This is a genomic window from Arthrobacter sp. 2RAF6, assembly GCF_052115205.1.
Taxonomy (GTDB): Bacteria; Actinomycetota; Actinomycetes; order Actinomycetales; family Micrococcaceae; genus Arthrobacter.
In genome coordinates this window covers 64,391-81,530 of sequence record NZ_JBFRGF010000001.1, presented here as the reverse complement: position 1 = coordinate 81,530, position 17,140 = coordinate 64,391, and the positions used below count along the sequence as shown (strand labels likewise).

Annotated in this window: 18 protein-coding genes and 2 pseudogenes; 8 read left to right on the top strand and 12 right to left on the bottom strand. The window is 61.9% G+C overall.

All coding sequences use genetic code 11. The features are described 5' to 3' along the window. Positions 1 to 26: 26 nt before the first annotated feature. The gene (locus tag AB4Z38_RS00400; RefSeq protein ID WP_441427882.1) at positions 27 to 911 is read right to left on the bottom strand and encodes a sugar phosphate isomerase/epimerase family protein; all 885 of its coding nucleotides are present in this window, start codon (positions 909 to 911) and stop codon (positions 27 to 29) included. Between the two features lie 359 nt (positions 912 to 1,270). Between AB4Z38_RS00400 and AB4Z38_RS00395 the strand changes: the two genes are divergently transcribed. Further along, the gene (locus AB4Z38_RS00395) at positions 1,271 to 2,545 is read left to right on the top strand and encodes an MFS transporter (protein ID WP_441427881.1); all 1,275 of its coding nucleotides are present in this window, start codon (positions 1,271 to 1,273) and stop codon (positions 2,543 to 2,545) included. 7 nt (positions 2,546 to 2,552) lie between these two features. On the opposite strand, the gene AB4Z38_RS00390 is transcribed toward AB4Z38_RS00395, so the two are convergent. Further along, a complete protein-coding gene (locus tag AB4Z38_RS00390) occupies positions 2,553 to 2,807 on the bottom strand; it encodes a hypothetical protein (RefSeq protein WP_441427880.1) in 255 nt (84 codons plus the stop codon). A 20-nt stretch (positions 2,808 to 2,827) separates the two neighbouring features. After that, entirely contained in the window at positions 2,828 to 3,067 is a 240-nt protein-coding gene (locus AB4Z38_RS00385) for a hypothetical protein (protein WP_441427879.1), read from the bottom strand. A 110-nt stretch (positions 3,068 to 3,177) separates the two neighbouring features. Here AB4Z38_RS00385 and AB4Z38_RS00380 point away from each other — a divergent pair, with 110 nt between their 5' ends. Further along, the gene (locus tag AB4Z38_RS00380; RefSeq protein ID WP_441427878.1) at positions 3,178 to 3,741 is read left to right on the top strand and encodes a gluconokinase; all 564 of its coding nucleotides are present in this window, start codon (positions 3,178 to 3,180) and stop codon (positions 3,739 to 3,741) included. Further along, positions 3,738 to 5,249 carry a GntT/GntP/DsdX family permease gene (locus AB4Z38_RS00375; protein ID WP_441427877.1) on the top strand — a complete coding sequence of 504 codons (1,512 nt, stop codon included), beginning with the start codon at positions 3,738 to 3,740 and terminating at the stop codon, positions 5,247 to 5,249. Before AB4Z38_RS00380 ends, AB4Z38_RS00375 begins: the two co-directional genes overlap by 4 nt. A gap of 62 nt (positions 5,250 to 5,311) precedes the next feature. On the opposite strand, the gene AB4Z38_RS00370 is transcribed toward AB4Z38_RS00375, so the two are convergent. Then, on the bottom strand, positions 5,312 to 5,956 hold the full coding sequence (locus AB4Z38_RS00370) for an NADPH-dependent F420 reductase (protein WP_441427876.1): 645 nt from the start codon (positions 5,954 to 5,956) through the stop codon (positions 5,312 to 5,314). 409 nt (positions 5,957 to 6,365) lie between these two features. Here AB4Z38_RS00370 and AB4Z38_RS00365 point away from each other — a divergent pair, with 409 nt between their 5' ends. Genes AB4Z38_RS00365 through AB4Z38_RS00355 form a run of 3 tightly spaced genes read left to right on the top strand, consistent with a single transcriptional unit; the run spans position 6,366 to position 8,310 of the window. Continuing rightward, entirely contained in the window at positions 6,366 to 7,316 is a 951-nt protein-coding gene (locus AB4Z38_RS00365; RefSeq protein WP_441427875.1) for a hypothetical protein, read from the top strand. Continuing rightward, entirely contained in the window at positions 7,313 to 7,738 is a 426-nt protein-coding gene (locus tag AB4Z38_RS00360) for a phage holin family protein (protein WP_441427874.1), read from the top strand. The genes AB4Z38_RS00365 and AB4Z38_RS00360 overlap by 4 nt, the downstream gene beginning before the upstream one ends. Then, a complete protein-coding gene (locus tag AB4Z38_RS00355; RefSeq protein ID WP_441427873.1) occupies positions 7,735 to 8,310 on the top strand; it encodes a DUF3618 domain-containing protein in 576 nt (191 codons plus the stop codon). The genes AB4Z38_RS00360 and AB4Z38_RS00355 overlap by 4 nt, the downstream gene beginning before the upstream one ends. A 62-nt stretch (positions 8,311 to 8,372) precedes the next feature. Here AB4Z38_RS00355 and AB4Z38_RS00350 read toward each other — a convergent pair whose 3' ends face one another. Continuing rightward, complete coding sequence (locus AB4Z38_RS00350; RefSeq protein WP_441427872.1) at positions 8,373 to 8,840, bottom strand: SRPBCC family protein; 468 nt, start codon at positions 8,838 to 8,840, stop codon at positions 8,373 to 8,375. A 179-nt stretch (positions 8,841 to 9,019) separates the two neighbouring features. Continuing rightward, positions 9,020 to 10,159 (bottom strand): App1 family protein, encoded by a 1,140-nt coding sequence (locus AB4Z38_RS00345; RefSeq protein WP_441427871.1) that lies wholly within the window; start codon positions 10,157 to 10,159, stop codon positions 9,020 to 9,022. A gap of 214 nt (positions 10,160 to 10,373) precedes the next feature. Between AB4Z38_RS00345 and AB4Z38_RS00340 the strand changes: the two genes are divergently transcribed. After that, complete coding sequence (locus tag AB4Z38_RS00340) at positions 10,374 to 10,814, top strand: VOC family protein (RefSeq protein WP_441427870.1); 441 nt, start codon at positions 10,374 to 10,376, stop codon at positions 10,812 to 10,814. Between the two features lie 44 nt (positions 10,815 to 10,858). Here AB4Z38_RS00340 and AB4Z38_RS00335 read toward each other — a convergent pair. The 3 genes and pseudogenes from AB4Z38_RS00335 to AB4Z38_RS00325 form a co-directional block, all read right to left on the bottom strand. Next, positions 10,859 to 11,112: pseudogene (locus AB4Z38_RS00335) on the bottom strand (ketol-acid reductoisomerase); the annotation flags it as partial. A gap of 374 nt (positions 11,113 to 11,486) precedes the next feature. Further along, a complete protein-coding gene (locus AB4Z38_RS00330) occupies positions 11,487 to 12,188 on the bottom strand; it encodes a hypothetical protein (RefSeq protein WP_441427869.1) in 702 nt (233 codons plus the stop codon). A gap of 86 nt (positions 12,189 to 12,274) precedes the next feature. Continuing rightward, positions 12,275 to 12,538 carry a type II toxin-antitoxin system VapB family antitoxin gene (locus AB4Z38_RS00325; protein WP_441427868.1) on the bottom strand — a complete coding sequence of 88 codons (264 nt, stop codon included), beginning with the start codon at positions 12,536 to 12,538 and terminating at the stop codon, positions 12,275 to 12,277. A gap of 1,133 nt (positions 12,539 to 13,671) precedes the next feature. On the opposite strand from AB4Z38_RS00325, the pseudogene AB4Z38_RS00320 reads away from it, so the two are divergent. Beyond that, positions 13,672 to 14,087: pseudogene (locus AB4Z38_RS00320) on the top strand (amino acid permease); the annotation flags it as partial. A 458-nt stretch (positions 14,088 to 14,545) separates the two neighbouring features. On the opposite strand, the gene AB4Z38_RS00315 reads toward AB4Z38_RS00320, so the two are convergent. From AB4Z38_RS00315 to AB4Z38_RS00305, 3 genes are all read right to left on the bottom strand, one after another. Next, complete coding sequence (locus tag AB4Z38_RS00315) at positions 14,546 to 15,631, bottom strand: Gfo/Idh/MocA family protein (protein ID WP_441427867.1); 1,086 nt, start codon at positions 15,629 to 15,631, stop codon at positions 14,546 to 14,548. A 339-nt stretch (positions 15,632 to 15,970) separates the two neighbouring features. Beyond that, positions 15,971 to 16,261 carry a hypothetical protein gene (locus AB4Z38_RS00310; protein ID WP_441427866.1) on the bottom strand — a complete coding sequence of 97 codons (291 nt, stop codon included), beginning with the start codon at positions 16,259 to 16,261 and terminating at the stop codon, positions 15,971 to 15,973. Between the two features lie 121 nt (positions 16,262 to 16,382). Then, positions 16,383 to 17,120 (bottom strand): helix-turn-helix domain-containing protein, encoded by a 738-nt coding sequence (locus AB4Z38_RS00305; RefSeq protein ID WP_441427865.1) that lies wholly within the window; start codon positions 17,118 to 17,120, stop codon positions 16,383 to 16,385. Between the last annotated feature and the right edge of the window lie 20 nt (positions 17,121 to 17,140).

Here is a 17,140-nt window from a genome sequence, read left to right as displayed (position 1 = left end):
ATGTTTTCCTTTGAACCTACAGGCCCTCAGGCGAGGGCAACACCGTTCCTGGAGGTGAGTGCCGCAAAGGCACGCGCCGCAGTGCCGAAGGCGACGGGACCGGAGAATCCGCCCAGTTCGTGGGTGCTTGCAAGGTGCGGTTCCAGCGATGCGAAGCCGCCAAAGCCGTCGGCCCTGAGCGCGGCGATGGTGGCGTCCAGTTCGCCGTCGCCTTCACCGGCAGGCACTACTTGACCGGTCCCGGCGACTGCATCCTTGATCTGGAAGTACTCCAGGTAGGGGCGCAGTACGGCATAAGCCTCCGTGTACGGCTTGACGCCCACCTGGACAAAGTTGGCGCTGTCCCAGGCAACGCGCAGCGCGGGTGAATCGACGGTCTCCATGATGTCGAGGACTCGCTCGGGCGTGTCGCCGTAGATGCCTTTTTCGTTTTCGTGCAGGAGGACGACGCCGGACGCGGCCGCCTCGTTCGTGAGTGCGGTCAGGCGCTCCATGACTGAGTCGCGGATGTCCTCGTGGCTCTGCCCTTCGGCCCGGTAGAAGGAGAAGATGCGGATGTATTTGGTATCGAGGCTCTTGGCCACCGAAATGATCTGGCGCATCCGGGCGAGCTCGTGTTCCACGGGAACGCTGACGTCAATCTTGCCGATGGGGCTCGCGACCGCGGAAACCTTCAGGCCCTTCTCGTCCAGGATCGCCTTGAGCCGCTCGACCTCTTCCGGCTCGAGTTCCGAGACATTGGTGCCCCACGCGCCGCGCACTTCGATATGGCCGGCACCGAGGGCCTGCAGTACGGCGGCCTGGACCGCGGGATCGGGATCTATTTCGTCGCCGAAACCGGACAGGCTCCACACGGCGTTGGTTTCAGTCACGGAAATCTCCTTTGGATCCGTTCGCCCGCACGGCAGCATATGGCGCCAAGCGGTAGTTCGCGGGCATGCGTTCGCCTCGAGTCTAGTCAGCTATGCACCGGGTTGACAACCGATTGCCAAACATTTGCAACGTGCGGAAGTGTGCCAGGCGCAATCGGGCACGCGATGCACCTGATAGCACGTATAGTCGTAAAAATCAGGTCGACCGGTTTGTTTTTGTATCACGATGTCCGTAGTGTCGAACCCGGACAGAGAAATTCGGCGGTGGGGACACAGCTTGAGCGGCTAGAGCTTGAGCGCTGGGTGACCTTCAGTTCTGGGGTTGACAACGAGCTTAAGGAGGTTCTCTTCCACTTGGCTGGGCGGAATGTGGTTGAAGTCGGAGCGCTGACTTCCAAATGACTGATCAAATAGCGCGTAGCCAGACGAAGCTCTGGGATCGCGACTTCAGCACGCTGTGGTGGAGCGAAGCGGTATCGTTCTTCGGAAGCCAGCTCACCCTGTTCGCGATTCCCATCGTGGCGCTCCAGCTCCTTGACTCTTCCGCCTCGGACGTTGCGTGGATAAACACGGCAGCAGGACTGGGAACCGTGGTCTTTCTCGGCCTTCTGGGGCCCTGGACCGACAAGGTGCGCAGGACGCGGTTCATGTCCCTGATGTCGGGACTTCGAGCACTGGTCCTCGGCGCGATGGCAGTTCTGTTTCTCACGGGAAACCTGTCACTGCTCGCCCTCGTTATTGCGGCTTTCCTGGTGTCGGGGCTGACCGGGCTCTACGACAGCGCCTTTGCAGCCCTTCTCCCGAGCGTCGCCAATCGTTCCAAGCTGACGACGGCGAACACCTGGGTCGCGGGAATCAGATCCGCTGGCGACATTGGTGCTGGAGCGACGGCCGGAATACTCCTGCAGCTACTCTCACCTGTGGCCCTCTTTATTTCGGATGCGGTCACGTACATAGCGTCAGCGCTGGCGATTGGCCGGATCCGGGAAGATCGGCAGGCGCCGTCGGAGACATTCACTTTCAGGGATTATTTTTTGTCGTTGGGTTCAGGATTCGCAATTCTCGTCCGGGATCGCGTGATGTGGCCAGTCACCTTGTCGATTGCCCATTTCAACCTATTCACCACGGCGATCCAGTCGGTCTATGTCACGCATGCACTGCGGACTGGATCCATGACACCGGCCGAGATCGGAATCGCCGGAGCACTCGGTGGAATCGTCGGCCTGCTCTCCATGATGGTCGCACCCTGGGTGTGGGACAGGTTTCGGCCTGTCCGGGCACTCATGGCAACTTTCATGCTCCCAGCTCTCGCAGGGCTCGGCATGCTCTTACTCACGCCTGGACAAGTCGTCGCGAACGTACTTCTCCTCGGGCTTTCGCTCGGTTTCTGGGCGTCTTGCGTGATGGTCAACATCACCGGAACGGAAACACTCAAACAGCTTCTTATTCCCCACGAAGCCCTCGGTAGATTCTCTTCCGCCAGCAGGGTCCTCACGTGGGGCATCGATCCGATCGGCGCAGCTCTGGCCGGCGTTCTGGCCTTGTTCCTTCCGACCGGCGCCGTACTCGCCGTCGCGAGCTTCGGCGTCGTGATTTCAGCTTGCTGGATTGCCGCCTCCGCTGCCGTTCGAGAATTGCCGCTGTTGTCCGCGATCGGAAAGGGCTCGGACTGAGCCGTCGTCAGGCCTGCACTTCCTCGGTCTGGGCAGTGATCGGGGCAGCTATGTCCTCCAGCGACCGTCTCGCAGCCTCAACTCCGAACACGATCTCGACGATCCCGGCGGCAACCATCAACACGGCGCCGATGACATAACCGAAGGCCACGGACTGGATTCCCTTTCCAACGAATCTACCGAACAGGATGGGGCCGATAATGCCACCCAGTCCAGTGCCCACGGCGTAGAAGAACGCGATGGCGATCGCCCGGGTTTCCATAGGGAAGATTTCGCTCACCGTCAGGTAGGCGGAACTGGCGCCGGCAGACGCAGGACACCCGACGCGATGTAAGTGCCGGAGATCATCGTGCGGCGCCCGACGCTGTCGAAGAAGCGGCCCAGGACGAGGGGGCCAAGGAAATTGCCGACGGCGATCGGAACCAGCGTCCATGGGGCGACGTCGCTGGGGACGTTCAGCAGTTTTGTCAGCACAAGTGCGTAGGTGAAGAACACCGCGTTGTAGAGGAACGGGGAGATCATCAGCATGCTTCCTATCTGCGGTTGAAGGAACCATTTCAGGCCCTGGCCCCGGGGAAATCCGCTGCGCTTCGCTATGGCACAGAGGCCCGCGTGCTGCCAAGATGGGCTCCATGGACCCCCTGGACATGGCGGCGCCCCCTCTGGCCGAACCGGTTGTGCTGGTTGTCATGGGCGTTTCCGGTTCCGGCAAGTCCACAGTTGCGGCCCTCCTTGCGGGCCGGCTTGGCTGGCCCTTCGAAGAAGGCGATGCCTTGCATCCCCAAACAAACATCGACAAGATGGCAGCGGGACATCCGCTCACGGACGAGGACAGATATCCCTGGCTGGAGAAGGTTGCCGAGTGGGTCGACCGGAGGCTGGATCATGGGGAAAACGGCGTCCTTACTTGTTCGGCGCTCAAACGGTCTTACCGAAACATCATTAATCGCCGGGGTTCAGGTGTCGTCTTCGTTTTTCTGTCCGGGACGCCCGAGACTATCAGCGCTCGGCTGGCCGAACGCCATGGCCATTTCATGCCCGCCAGTATGCTGGGGAGTCAGTTCGCGGACCTTGAGGAACTGTCCCCCGGCGAGCCCGGAATCCGGATCGACGTTGGTCCGGGTCCAGCGGTGATTGCCCAGCAAATCATGGACCAGTTCGGCCTGCGGCCGAGCGGAACAGGACGAGAACCATGAACGGAATCTCCATCCTCGACAGGCCCTTCGCCGGGGTCGCCACCGACGCCACCACGGACGCGATGCATCAACCGTGGACAGGCCACGACACCCAAGTACTCGTGGTGGCGGCCATCGGCATCGCGATAGTCGTCTTGCTGATCGTTTGGGCAAAGATGCATGCTTTCCTGGCCTTGAGCATCGGCGCCCTCTTCGTCGGCATTGCCTCGGGCATCGCCTTGGACAAGGTGACCACGTCCTACGAAAACGGCGTCGGCGGCGTGCTGGGCTACGTCGGCGTGCTCATCGCATTGGGAGCGATGCTGGGCAAACTGTTGGCGGATTCCGGCGGTGCGGACAAGATCGTGGACACACTTCTCCACGGCCGGCCTGCAACGCTGCCTTGGAAGATGGCGCTCATCGCTGGCATCATCGGCATCCCCATGTTTTTCGAGATCGGGCTCGTGCTACTCATACCTGTCGTGATGCTCGCAGTGCACCGTTCCAAGGGCCCGGCGATGCGTCTTGGCATTCCGGCCCTGGCCGGCTTGTCGGTGCTCCACGGGTTCATCCCACCGCACCCGGGCCCGTTGGCCGCGATCGGCATCCTGCACGCCAATGTCGGCGTGACTCTTGCCTTTGGCCTGCTAATAGCCATTCCAACCGTCATCATCGCGGGTCCCCTCTTTGGCCGTCTCGCCGCACGGATCGTGCCGATCGGAGCCGCGGGCGCAGGCCTGGCCGTCACAGTTGGAGCTGGCGAGAGCACCCACCCGGACAGCTCGCAAGGCCCTGGCGCAAAAGCCGCCAGTTCACGCGGCGAGGCGCCCGTTGGTAAGGCACAGGATCCGCAGGCCACGCGCAGCCCTTCCTTTGCCTGGACCCTGGTGACCCTGCTGTCGCCGTTGGTACTCATGCTGATCAAAGCCGGGGCAGACATTTGGATGGACAAGAGCGCCGCGCTCCGGCCCTTGCTGGACTTCATCGGCGATCCGGTATTTGCGCTGCTCGTTGCGGTGCTTCTGGCAATGGTGACTTTCGGTACGAGGGTAGGCTTCTCCGCCTCGACCCTGACGAAGAAGATCGGCGAGAGCCTGTTGCCGATTGTCGGGGTCATGCTCATCGTCGGCGCGGGCGGCGGCTTCAAGCAAGTACTCGTCGACGGCGGTACGGGAACCGCGATCGCCAAGATCGCTGTAGCTGCCAGTCTGTCGGCCCTCGTGCTGGGGTGGATCATCGCAGTGCTGATTCGCCTCGCGACCGGCTCGGCGACTGTTGCTACGGTGACGGCGGCCGGCATCATCGCACCCCTGGCAACCGGCTTGTCGCCGGCTCAGCTAGCGCTGGTTGTACTCGCCATCGGTGCCGGATCGCTGTTCTTCTCCCATGTCAACGATGCCGGCTTCTGGCTGGTCAAGGAATACTTCGGGCTGACAGTAGGGCAAACGATCAAGACCTGGTCGGTCATGGAAACCATAATTTCCGTCGTGGGATTCGGATTCACGCTGCTGCTATCCGTTTTCATCTGATCCTTCGCAAGACGAAGGCCCTCCAATCATGCGTTTCGGCAGCTCGGGGGGCCTTCACTGCGCTAGAGGGCGGCACGCGCCTCGTCAGCGGTCAAAAGCCTTCCACCAAGCCCGCCATTCTGGTGAAGGTCGCCTCGCATCAGCTCGAGCCTGCCGGCCGCCTCGATTCCTCCGGCTTTGACAGGATCAAATCCAGCGGCACCATTGAGCCTCTCCGCCGTTTCTGCCGCCGCGTCGTCGTCGGTTGCGTAAAACAGAACTGCCCGGCCGGATGGCCGGTTGGCTGCCGAACCCAGCGCGTCGGCGCCCAACGTGCCGAAGGCCTTCACGAAGTGCGCGCCGTCAGGGAGCAGATTTGCCACGATCGAGGCTGCTGATTGGCCCTCCGGCAGCGTGGTGGTATAGCCGCCGCGGCCATCAGGCCCGATCGGGTTGGTCGGGTCGATGACCACCTTGCCGACGAGCGCCTCGGACAATTGGGAAATGAGTTCCTTCTCGGTGTCCAGCCACACGGCCATCAAGACAGCGTCAGCCTGTGACACGGCATCGATGACGCTCGCCGAACTCGCCAACGCGCCCAGCTCAGCGGCCAACGATTCAGTAGCGGATTGATCGCGGGCCGCCAAGACGACCGGCTCGCCTCCCAGAACAAGATGGCGGGCGACCCGGGACCCGATGTTGCCGATTCCAATAATTGCAGTTGTCACGTCAACCTCCAGATTATGGTGATAGAACCATTGGCCTAATGGTCTATTTGTCGTGAGATTGGGCCACTTAAGTGAGACGGGACAAACCAAGCTCCCGCTTTCGCCAAGTGCCCTGTCCTGATGCTACGCGTGGTGATAATGGCCAACATAGGGTGTTTACCGGCGTAAGAACAACGCGTCGCGATAGTCGCCGCAGGAAGTATCGCCCGATCGCCCACCCCGGCCCCCCACCACGAAGCGCTCCGTGAGGAGCCCGCGCCAATCCCGTATCCCCGATGCAGTTCGTGGACTTCTCCGGCCACATTCATCGACAGGGGGTTCCGCCCAGATGATAAGCATGCTTACTATTTTAACTGCCAGTATTTCTGGTTCTTGATCCGCAGCCGACCTTCTTGGAAAGAGAGCGAAGATGACAGAGAACCAATGGGACGGGAATTACACGCCCCCGCCGGCCACCGAGCAACTAGCGGATACACAAGTTCCCCCGTCGCTTGCCCAGAACAGCGGCACGCCGACGACGGAAACCATCAAGGGCGAAGCAGTCCACGTGGCCGCGCAGGCCGGCGACTCTGCGAAGAACGTCGTCGAAACCGCGAAATCCGAAGTCGCGAACGTTGCCTCCGAAGTGAACTCGAGCGCAAGGGATCTGCTGGACCAGGCCAGGCTGGACCTCACGGACCAGGCCGGCAAGCAGCAGCAAAAGGTCGCCGCAGGCCTTCGATCCATCTCGGAGGAACTGCAATCCATGGCCGCCGCCTCGGAGCAACCCGGCGTCGCTACGGATTTGGTGCGGCAAGCAGCCGAACGGTCTTCATCCGTGGCGACGTGGCTGGAGGACCGGGATCCAGGCTCCCTCCTGGACGAAGTAAAGACCTTCGCGCGGCAGCGTCCTGGCGCGTTTCTCCTCTTGGCCGCGGGAGCAGGCGTCCTCGCCGGCCGCCTGAGCCGCGGACTGAGCGCCGGCGCTGACGGTTCACCACGAGAAATGACCACCGGGCGTGCCCCCATCCAACCCGCCCACGACAAAGCGAAACCTTTCGTCCCCGGGCCAGGGACGACAGTGCCCCCTCCCCCGGTCCAGCTCCCCGGTCCAACCACCACGACTGCTGGATACTCGAACCCCGGCAACCTCTCGGGGAACGGGACCGTTGCGCCCACCGGCGCGCCCGGCACCCTGCCCCAACCCGCACCGGTCACCGAGCCGGAACCCGATCCCTGGCCTAACGGCGGGACAGCCGAGGATCCATTCACCCGTGACCGTTCGCATCGCCTCGGTTCTCCTGCTCCCTTGGCAGGAAGTGACGCAGCCGACGCCGAAAACAGGCTCGGCGTCGACCCCGCCAGCGGTGAGTCGCGATGACCGAGAGCCAAATCCCGCCGACGCCCGCACAAGCCAAAGCGGACTCGACATCGTTGGGAGACCTTCTGAGTGAGGTCACGCGGGACATTTCCACGCTGATGCGCCAGGAAGTGGAGCTGGCCAAGGCTGAACTGAAGCAGTCCACGGCGCAGGCAGGCAAGGGCGCCGGAATGCTGGCAGGCTCCGGTGTTGCCGGGCATCTTGTCCTCCTTTTCCTTTCCCTCGCCCTTTGGTGCGCACTGGGCGAGCTGACGGGACTGGGCTGGTCCGCCGTCGTCGTGGCTGTTCTCTGGGCGATCGTGGCCGCTGTCCTGGCGTCGATTGGCCGCAAGGAACTCAAAGCCGTCAAAGGCATGCCCCAGACGGCCGAAACAATCCAGGAAATCCCAGAAACACTCAAACCACGCGAGGAGCAACGATGAGTGAAAATCCGGATGATATCCGTTCCGAGATAGAGGAAACCCGCCGACGCCTTGGCACCAACGTTGATGCGGTGGCGGATAAGGTGACGCCGTCGCACGTGGTCCGACGCCAAACCGAGAAAGTCAAGGACGCCGTCTTCGGCGCGAAGGAGAACGTTCTGGGCGCAGCTGATGAGCTGGCGCACGGCGGCCGATCAGCGATCGACGACGCCGGGGCGGCGATCGGCGACGTGCCCCACCGCCTCGCCGGCAAAACGCAAGGCAACCCGCTGGCTGCCGGGCTGATAGCCTTCGGGGCCGGGATGCTGGCGGCTTCCCTGATCCCGGCAAGTGAGAAGGAAAAGGAGGGAGCCGCGGCACTGAAGGAAGCGGCCGAACCCCTGACCACCGAACTTGCCGCGGCGGCGCAGGACGTGGCCCAGGATCTCCAGGAGCCGGCCCAGGAAGCGCTGGAGAACGTGAAATCTGCGGCCTCGGAGGCAGTCGAAAACGTCAAGGAAGAATCACAGACCGCCGTTTCCGACGTAGCCGACAGCACCACAGCGGCCAGGGACAGGATTCAGCCCGCCTGATCCAGACGGAGGCGTGCTGTCCGGGACCGGGCACCGGTGCCCGGTCCCGACCACCATGAGCGTCAGGACGAATGGGGAAGGGAACGCTGGCCCGCCTTCTCTTCTCCGGCGGACCAATCCCTTGACTCCGCTTCGCGCCCCTCGACGAGTTCCTTGAAGTGCTCCAGGTCTTGCCGGATCTGGCAGGCGTCCAGAGCTACTGCATGTCGGGAACCCGGCTCCCAGCTCAGGCGCAAAAGTACCTTCGTTTCCAATGGCCCCATCGGCTCCAGAAGCACGGTCCCGCCCGCGAGGGGGTGCCCAACACTTTCCCAGGTAATTTGTTCATCCGGCTCGCGGGCGATGATCCACACATCGTATTCACGGGGCACCCCGCCAACAACCGTTTTGAACCGGAGACGAACGTTATCGACCTTTGCCACGGACTCTACCCCGCTCATGAAAAGCGGGAATTCCTCAAATCGTATCCACTGTTCATAGGCCAGCCGAACCGGAACGTTGACATTAATTGACCCATGAACGTCGTTCACGGCGCAGACTCCTGTCCTGTATCCGGGATCGCCCAAGGGGCCAACCGCTCTACAAAGTAAAACCGACAGCCATTCTACACAAAACCATCAGTATGCTTATCTTCTCATCCGAGTACGCGATCGGTGAGCCGTGGTCCCGCGGCGGTCGAGGACGGGTCGTCCGGCGTTGGAACTGCTTCTCAGCCGGATGCCTCCGGTACGTCTGGGGACCGGTCGCCGCGCCGGATGATGCCCATTTGCTCAAGCTGGGCAGACATCCCGGCACCGTCCGGAGAGTAGATCCAGGGGACCCCCGGGGTCGGCTGGGCTGGGGACTTCGACCGCCCGCCGGCGAGCACCGCCTCACCGACGGAGAGCTGGCGGATCGCTATGGCCCTGACGTTCTGCGGATGGCGTTGGGCGAACTCGGCGTAGATGGCCTCGTCGTGCTGTCCATCATCACCAACCAGCAGCCACTTGATGCCGGGGAACTCCGCCGCGAGACGTTCCAAAGATGTCCTTTTGTGCTCCTGGCCGCTGCGGAACCAGCGGTCGGGCGTAGGACCCCAGTCGGTCAGGAGCTTGGGACCGGCTGGATACAAATTGCGGGACAGGAACCGCGATAGGGTCGGTGCGACATTCCAAGCTCCGGTCGACAGGTACACCACGGGAGCCGAGGGCGCCGTCCTTACGATCCGCTCGTACAGCACTGCCATGCCCGGCGTCGGGGTCCTCGCGTGTTCGTCGAGGACGAAAGTGTTCCAGGCGGCTAGGAACGGACGAGGCAGCGCAGTGACCATCACGGTGTCGTCGATGTCGGAGACGACACCGAAGTCTGTATCGTCAGCGACGATCTGCACTGGAGCCTCCACGATGCTGGATCCCCCGGATTGCAGGGTGATCGTATGCCAGCCGGCGTCGAAGGCTACGGGGATATGCGCGTCGACCACGCCTCCTCGGTCCGCTTCGACATCATGGACGGTGCCTGCGACGGTCACGCGCACGGCGGCGTGTGCCACGGGCGCACTGGTGAAATTGCGCCAGCCGCGCATTCCATCCTGCAATGGTTTGAGCCCACTTGCCTGAGCACTGGTCCCGGTGTCCCGCGCGTCACTGCGGACAACGCGCGCCAACACCCGGACCCAGGAAGTGGTGCCGTAACCGGTGTAAGGGATGACGGTCTCCACCCGACCGCGCCGGATCGCGAGTCGCGTCTGGAACCCGAGCCAGGCATCGTCGAGTCTCAGGGCGAGATGGCGGCGCGCGCGGCTCGGCAGCGTCGGGCTCCCGCTGTCAACGCTGTCGGACAGAGCGCGCGGCTTCACAGGGAGGGGACACATGCGTCCAGTCTTACATGGTCACTCCCCAAGCCTACGCACGGGCCATCTGCTAACCGGCAGGCTTGCCGACCCTCCCCCGGGCCGCTTGGCCTGGATCCCTACCGTGCATAGCGCCCGGCGCGCGGCCGGACGCTTTCCCCCGTCCTGCATCCGCCGTAAAGTCCGGGGTAGGCTCCGTCCCGGGCCGTGCAAACGAACACTTGGAGGTTTTCTCATGTCGCGCATCATGCGGTTCGACCACGTCGGCGTCACCGTTCAGGACCTCGACACGGTGACGGCGTTCTTCGTTGGACTCGGGCTCGAGATCGAGGGACGGACGTTCGTGGAGGGCGAGTTCATCGACACGGTCATAGCGATCCCTGATTCCCGTACGGAGATTGTCATGTTGCGAACACCCGACGGAGGAACAGGGGTGGAGCTATCCAGCTTCGCCAGGCCGGACCCCGAGCCCGGCTCGCCCGCCGCCATGGCCAACGAACTCGGGCTGCGCAGTTTGTCCTTCGAAGTTGACAATCTTCAAGCGCACGTCGACCGGCTGGCCGCTAACGGATACGGGTTGGTCGGTGGCATCGGCCAGTATGAGGGAGCCTGGCGCATGGCCTACGTGCGAGGTCCAGAGGGAATCATCGTCGCCCTGGCCGAGCGGATCAACTGACGCGACCCGCTCGTAGGCACTACCGGGCCCATACGACTGGGCCCGGTACCCTCCGTGTAGTCGTCGTCGCTTTGGACCAAGGAGAACAGCCTGCGGAGCTCGCGGCCGGTGGCCTCAATCGGGTGTGACTCGGCCTTCTTGCGCAAAGCTTGGAACTCCGGAGCGCCGCCGTCTTGGTCATCGATGAAGCGCGTGGCGAATATGCCGTTCTTGATGCGAGAACGGCCTTGATGTTTTCTTTGACGTTCGGGGTGATGATGCGGGGACCGGAGGGATAGTCGCCGAAGCAGGCGATTTCAGGCTTGTACTACATTGAAGAAGCAGCGGCCCGGAAAGTCGTCATTCAAAACTCCGCTGTTTGGTATGTCTTGGCGGTCTCATCAAAATTCGGACGGGTAGCACGTCATCGAGTCGCTGGGCTCCAGGAGCTCACCGGGCTAATCACCGACTCCGAACCACCAGCCACTATCCGTGAAGCCCTCGAAAGGGCGGCGGCGTAACAATCATCGCGTAACTCACCACCGCTCGCCACTTCTGTGCCGCGTCACGCGGAGCAGGTTTTCGGGGCGCCCAACGGACTGTGAGCCCGGGATTCCGGGGTCTCGAAGGAGTCTGGGCGCCAAAAAGATGCGTGACGTGACCCGGTGCCGAGTGCTATAGCAGAGGTCCGTATCAAGCTGGGTCGAGTTCCCACTCGAGTTCGTCCGCTTCCTCCAGCAACTGGCCTTGGCTGGCGGTAGTGAGGATCGCAGAAAACACCATTTCCCCGGGTTCAACGGGGATCTCGGCCACGCCGTCGGGCTCAGGCAACCAGTCGTCGACGTTGACATCAGGAAATGAGCTCATCAAGAGTGCGCATGTCTTCGGATCCGCTCGCCCATGGGCGCCAATCATTATGTAGACGATATTGCTTTCCGTCATCCGCACCCTGACCCAAACCAAGGCTTCGCCAATTTGAAAGCAAAATGCTTTACTCAGGCTCAGGGACAGCCAGGCGCAGCGCCGGACCATCCGATGGGTGATCTCTTGAGCCGCAACCGCTTGCTCTGCGTACCAGCGTTTCCAATCCAAGGGCTGCGGGAGGAAAGGGCTGGTGTCTGCCGGGAGCGTAGCGTAAAAGTCTTTTTGAGGGGTATCGTTCTGGCGCCAGCCTGCCAGTCCCAGCCATAAGGACTCATGATCGCATATGTGGGAGTACACCGGATCCTCGGCAACACTGGTTACGCCTCCCCGAAAATCCCCAACCTTTACTTTCAGCCACCGACGGTCGCCAAGCGAAAGAATGGGTTCCGCTTCATTGCAAGCAAGCAGCTCCGGGATTTTCTGGGCTTTGGCAACCAACGGATGTTCAACATTCTCAAGCTGGACGTTCAAAGGTGGCCTTTTAACGCCAAAACCTCCAAGCACTCGAGTGTAGGTCGTACGATTCGAAGCTCAGAGGTCATGGGTGCTTACTCTCGTTACTTCTCGGGAACGCCGCCGAGCTCGTCGAGCTCTTCGGCGGAAAGTCCGGTCATCATTGACACAACGGATGTGTTGGTTCCGTCGAGTTGCGACATAGTGTCCTTAATTGCGGCGCTCAGCTCGGCGCGGTGGCTGTCGATGTACTCGCGCATTGCTTCGTCTACTACAGCCTTCTTCGTCTTACCGAAGAAGTGTGCTGCATGCGAAATAAGGCGGTCGGTGTGCTGGTCTACTTTGATTGGTGTGGCGGTTGTCGTCATGTCGTTTTTCACCCACGTCTTTTCTAATGTGCGTTACTTGCGTATTCGCGGTGATGACTCCATGATCCTCGAAGTACCCAAGTACCGCAAGTTACAATGAAGCATCGTTACCCCATCGACGCCTACGCCGGCGCTGGGTAAGGGTTCCAGGCCAACGCCGGACTTTGCCTGACTCCACACGCCCCTCGGCGGACTGATTGCGGGAGGGGCGGTTGTTGAACTCGGGGCCGTAGGGCGACATGGCCATGCCGATCATCGAACCAGCATGCCCCTATGTGGCTTTGGCCGTGGAAACCAAGTCGTCGACCTCGCCGCGGAACGATGTTCAGGTTACGCCGCGCTAGACTCCCGCTGTAGGTCCCTTCACTTCAACGAAAAGGCAGCACGGTGGCATACTTAGGCAGCGGTGCAGACAACCCCGTTGAGATGAACGCATCGGCCGATAAACTGGCCGATCGCATCGAGGCAGTCGGCCGGAACAGCAGAGTTCCTACGATCGTGACCAGGTTCGGGTCAATGCTTCATGTTCATCTCCAAGACCAGGGGCCTGCCGACGCCAGCGAAGTCAGGCCGGACCCGCTTGACGTAGCAGCGTTACACCTTGCTCTTTTATTGGAGGGCGTTTTCCGCTGCGCCACGGGGACTCATTGCCCTGTCTACTGCCCTCAGTCCCGATCAACTAGATTCAGTGGCCGTTGCTTACAAGCGGGCTTTCACTCGCATGACTGCCGGCTGAGCCCGGCCGAACGAGGACGCCGGTTCGAGACTGGATTCGAATTCTGGGAACAGGAGGGCATGGCAGCCGTTTCCTGACCTAGCAGCCAGCGGCAGGGCATTGGATATCCCGCTCGCGCTGGGAAGCATCGACCCGTCCTGCGACCGGCCGGTGTTGGCACGACCAAAGTAACGCGGTGGGTTCGTGGCCTTTTGCACTTTGCGTTCCGGCTGGTATTCGGGATGCAAGGTCGGATTTGAGCGGGCCCGGCGATGCGCTTTCCATAATCTGCCGGACCGGCAGTCTTTCAGCAGACCCCTTCTGCTCCCGGCCAGCGCGGGTCTAGATGGGTGTTACTACGGGTATTTCCTTAAGTTGGGATTCGGTTTTTGCCAGCTTGTGCATTGCCAGGACGCCCGCCATCACCGCGATGGTCTCCCTGCTCGGCGTCCCCTGAACTACTTGGTCCCGGGCGAGGCCTTCGAAATCGTCCTCAGCGTCTCGGCGGTGGGCATTATCACGACCTGGGCTACAATCCTCCTGTGCCAGATTCAGCTCAAGCGCTGGGCTGATAAAGGCCGGCTCAGCCGACCTCCTTCAGGATGTTCGGCGCACCCTACACGGGCTACCTCTCGCTTCTCTTCCTGCCCGCCGTGCTAATCATAATTTTCATCGACTCACCCCACACGCTCCTCGTCACTGTCGTGGCCGTAGCCCTCATGACCGTGGGAATGGTTCGCCTGCCGGGACCGCATCAAGGCCATCGCGGCCCAGCGTGACGGCTTCACCGTCGCCGTTCCAACGCTGCCCAGCGCACACAATCAAAATTCATAATCCATCTCCACCTCAGATAAGCCCGCCGCTTAGGTCCGGGACTGCCGCGGGCGGTAAGGGATCCCGTGTGGGCAAGCATCGAGACCACTATCGATCACGGCGGCTTGGAGACTTCTAAACGACGGCCTCCGGGAGAGGCAGGAGGGCGTGGCTCTTCAGCAGACTCATGATGCGGAGTCGCCCCGCCAGTGATGTAGGGAGCGCCATGCTGCTCCTCCTTTACCCAGATGAGGTGACTCTATCCGCCAGCTCGGACATTGATTGGGCACGACGCTGTCCCGAGCCGTGGCCCGGGAGACCGCGATGAGGTGGCCGAGCATGCTGGCTTTCATCGCCGTGTCGACGTCCGCGCTCACACGTCGCCCACGGTGAGTCTAGGCAGCAGCTTGGCCGGACTCGGGCAGGCGCTGTTTCCCCGCGGCGGTTTGACGGCAAATCGGCCACAGCTCGTAGCCCCTTCACTCATCCTGAGCCATTTGAACTGAAGCCCCCAGCTCTTTCTCGGACCGGTAGCTGGCGTCGATAATCCGCGCCACGGCAAGGGCATCCTTGACGGGTGCCACCACAGGTGCACCGGTGCGGATGCTGTCGATCCATCCGCGCATTTCCGTGCGGAAATTGCTGATGTTCTCCAACTCGGGCAGCTCAGAGAACTTGTTCGCATCAGTACGGGCGAAGGGCGGAGTGAAGTAGCTCTGCGTCCATTCAGTCCAGCCAGCTGACCAACCGGCCCGGTCCTTCTCGACGTAGACCCTCAGCTTTTGGGGAAGGACGCCGATTTCGATCATGCCAGCGGTGCCGTAGACGGATATACCGGAGCTTTCAAACCATTCGAGACGGTCGTGGCTGTCGAAGCTGAACGTGGCGGACATGTCGGGATAATTCAGCAGCACAGCCGCGGAGTCCTCGCGGCTCGACTCGTCGGAGAGCATCGCGGACTTGCGCACCCGCGCATTGACGGACTCCGGGACCCCAAACATGCTGACCAGGGAGTCGATCATGTGGCACCCGATGATCCACAGCGCTCCTCCCATGTCCGCCGGCTGGTTCAGATGGGCAGTGAGATGCTCACCGGCCAGGGCGGCACCTCGGGCCGACACACTGACCACATTCCCGATGGTCCCGGCGTCTATGAGCTCCTTCGCCCGAGTGACCGACTGCGCCAGGCGAACGTTGTAGCCGACCTGGATTACCAAACCCGGAGCGGCCCGGGTCTCCGCCTCGGCCAGCTTCAGCAGGTCATTGACGGTTCCGCCGCCCGGCTTCTCTACGACCACAGATTTTCCGGCGGCAAGGGCCCGCAGGGCATGGGCGACCATGTCCTTGCTCTTGGAATGCACCATGACTGCGTTGATGCGGTCGTCCTGGATTATACCGTCGATGTCGCGGGGCTCCATGTCGTACTTGTCGGTGAAGTACTGCAGCCGCGGATCGTCGTCTGCGGCGGCCACCACCTCGACGCCCTCGATTTCGCGAAGGGCACGAACCCGTGCGGAAGCGTGCGGGTGGGTGATTCCCAGGAGTCCTACGACGAGCGGTTCCAACGGGCTATCTCCTATCGGTTCTTGTAACAAGACATCGGTCATGATCGATCCGGGCGGCTCACCGGATTGTGCTCCAGGCGAGGTGTCCTATTCCGTGAGCAGCTGATTTTCAGTGCTGTGTGGCAGGGCGCGGCTCCACCAGGCGTCGGGACTTTATCCGGCTCCTCCTGCCACCAGCCTTCCCAAGCGAAGGAAGCAAGGACTCCCTGGGGGAACCCCGCCGCTTTCGGGTCATGGGACGACGCGTTGCCGTCGCCTCCGTAACCGGCCCCATCGACCAGAACCGAAAAGAGGTTGAGCAGCATTTTCATCGTCCTCCCCAAAGTGAAGTGAGTGAATTCAAAGGTCTGGTCCTGAGCGCTTGGCCAGGTCTATCGGATCGGCGTAGGTCCTGTGAACCTCGGTTTTGGTGAACAGTCGGCGGCCCGTGCCGTCGCTCAGGAGCAGCCACAGGTACTCGCCGTCAGCGGATACGGTGTCGACCTTTCCGGTGTGCGAAGCCTTCCCGGACAGCACCAACACAAGGTCGCCCGGGCTCAGTTCGTTCCAGTGGACAGGAGTGGTCGCAGTGCTTGGCTGCGCCTCACCCGAACGTCCCCGCCAACGGTAGCGAGCGGATGAAGAATTCAACTGGGGACTCCGTTCCATAATCCGTGAGAGCAGGTGTCGTTCTCTTTCAGCTGCTGATTTGTGTTGTATGCATGCAGAGCCAAAGCGTAAATCCGCTGCGAACGGGCAGTCTCCGCCAGGGTTATGGGACCGGTGAGACAGACTTGTCCAGCTGATGGCTTCGCCGGCCGACCACCACCCAAATTGCGATGCAATCTTCGTTGAAAGGATTGCTGAGCCGGTGAGGAGCGGAAGAGACGAAGTTGATGCTGTCACCGGCGCTAAGGGTTCCCGCGGAGGAGCCGGCCTCCACGTTGAGTCTTCCTTCAAGAATGTGGAAGTATTCGTGTCCCCCGTGCCGCATGAGGTTGTCCGGCGGGCATGATTCGGTGCCGCTTCGGTACGTGACGCGGAGCAGTTCCACGTTGGGGTCGTTCTCCGCGGTGAGCCGCTCCCAGAGGACACCGTCGACGCGGAGTTTTGGACGGTCCTTCGCTTCCAGGAGTCCGGGAAGTCCGTGGCTCCCTGCAGATGGCACCAGAGGTGTCACGGCACCTTCGGATGACCACGACCGCCCGTCGTCAATGACGGCTGGAGTTTCAACAACCCGAAGACCGGTGCCTGCCGACGGAATGTTTACTTGCGCCCCATCCTGCAGTACCGCATCAAGGGACAAGCCCAGCACTGATACGAGGGCGTAAAGGGTTCCGACAGACGGTGTTGTGCGGCCCAGCTCGACCTGTGAGACGAGGCTGGCGGAGACGTCCACACGGCGCGCCAGCTCGCGCAGGGAGAGCCGGGCGCTCTGCCGGGCTCCACGAAGACGCATCCCAAGCTGGATGGCAGCATCCGATCGTGCCTCGGGGGCTGGTGCGCTCATGGTGTTCCGCTTCTCTTCTG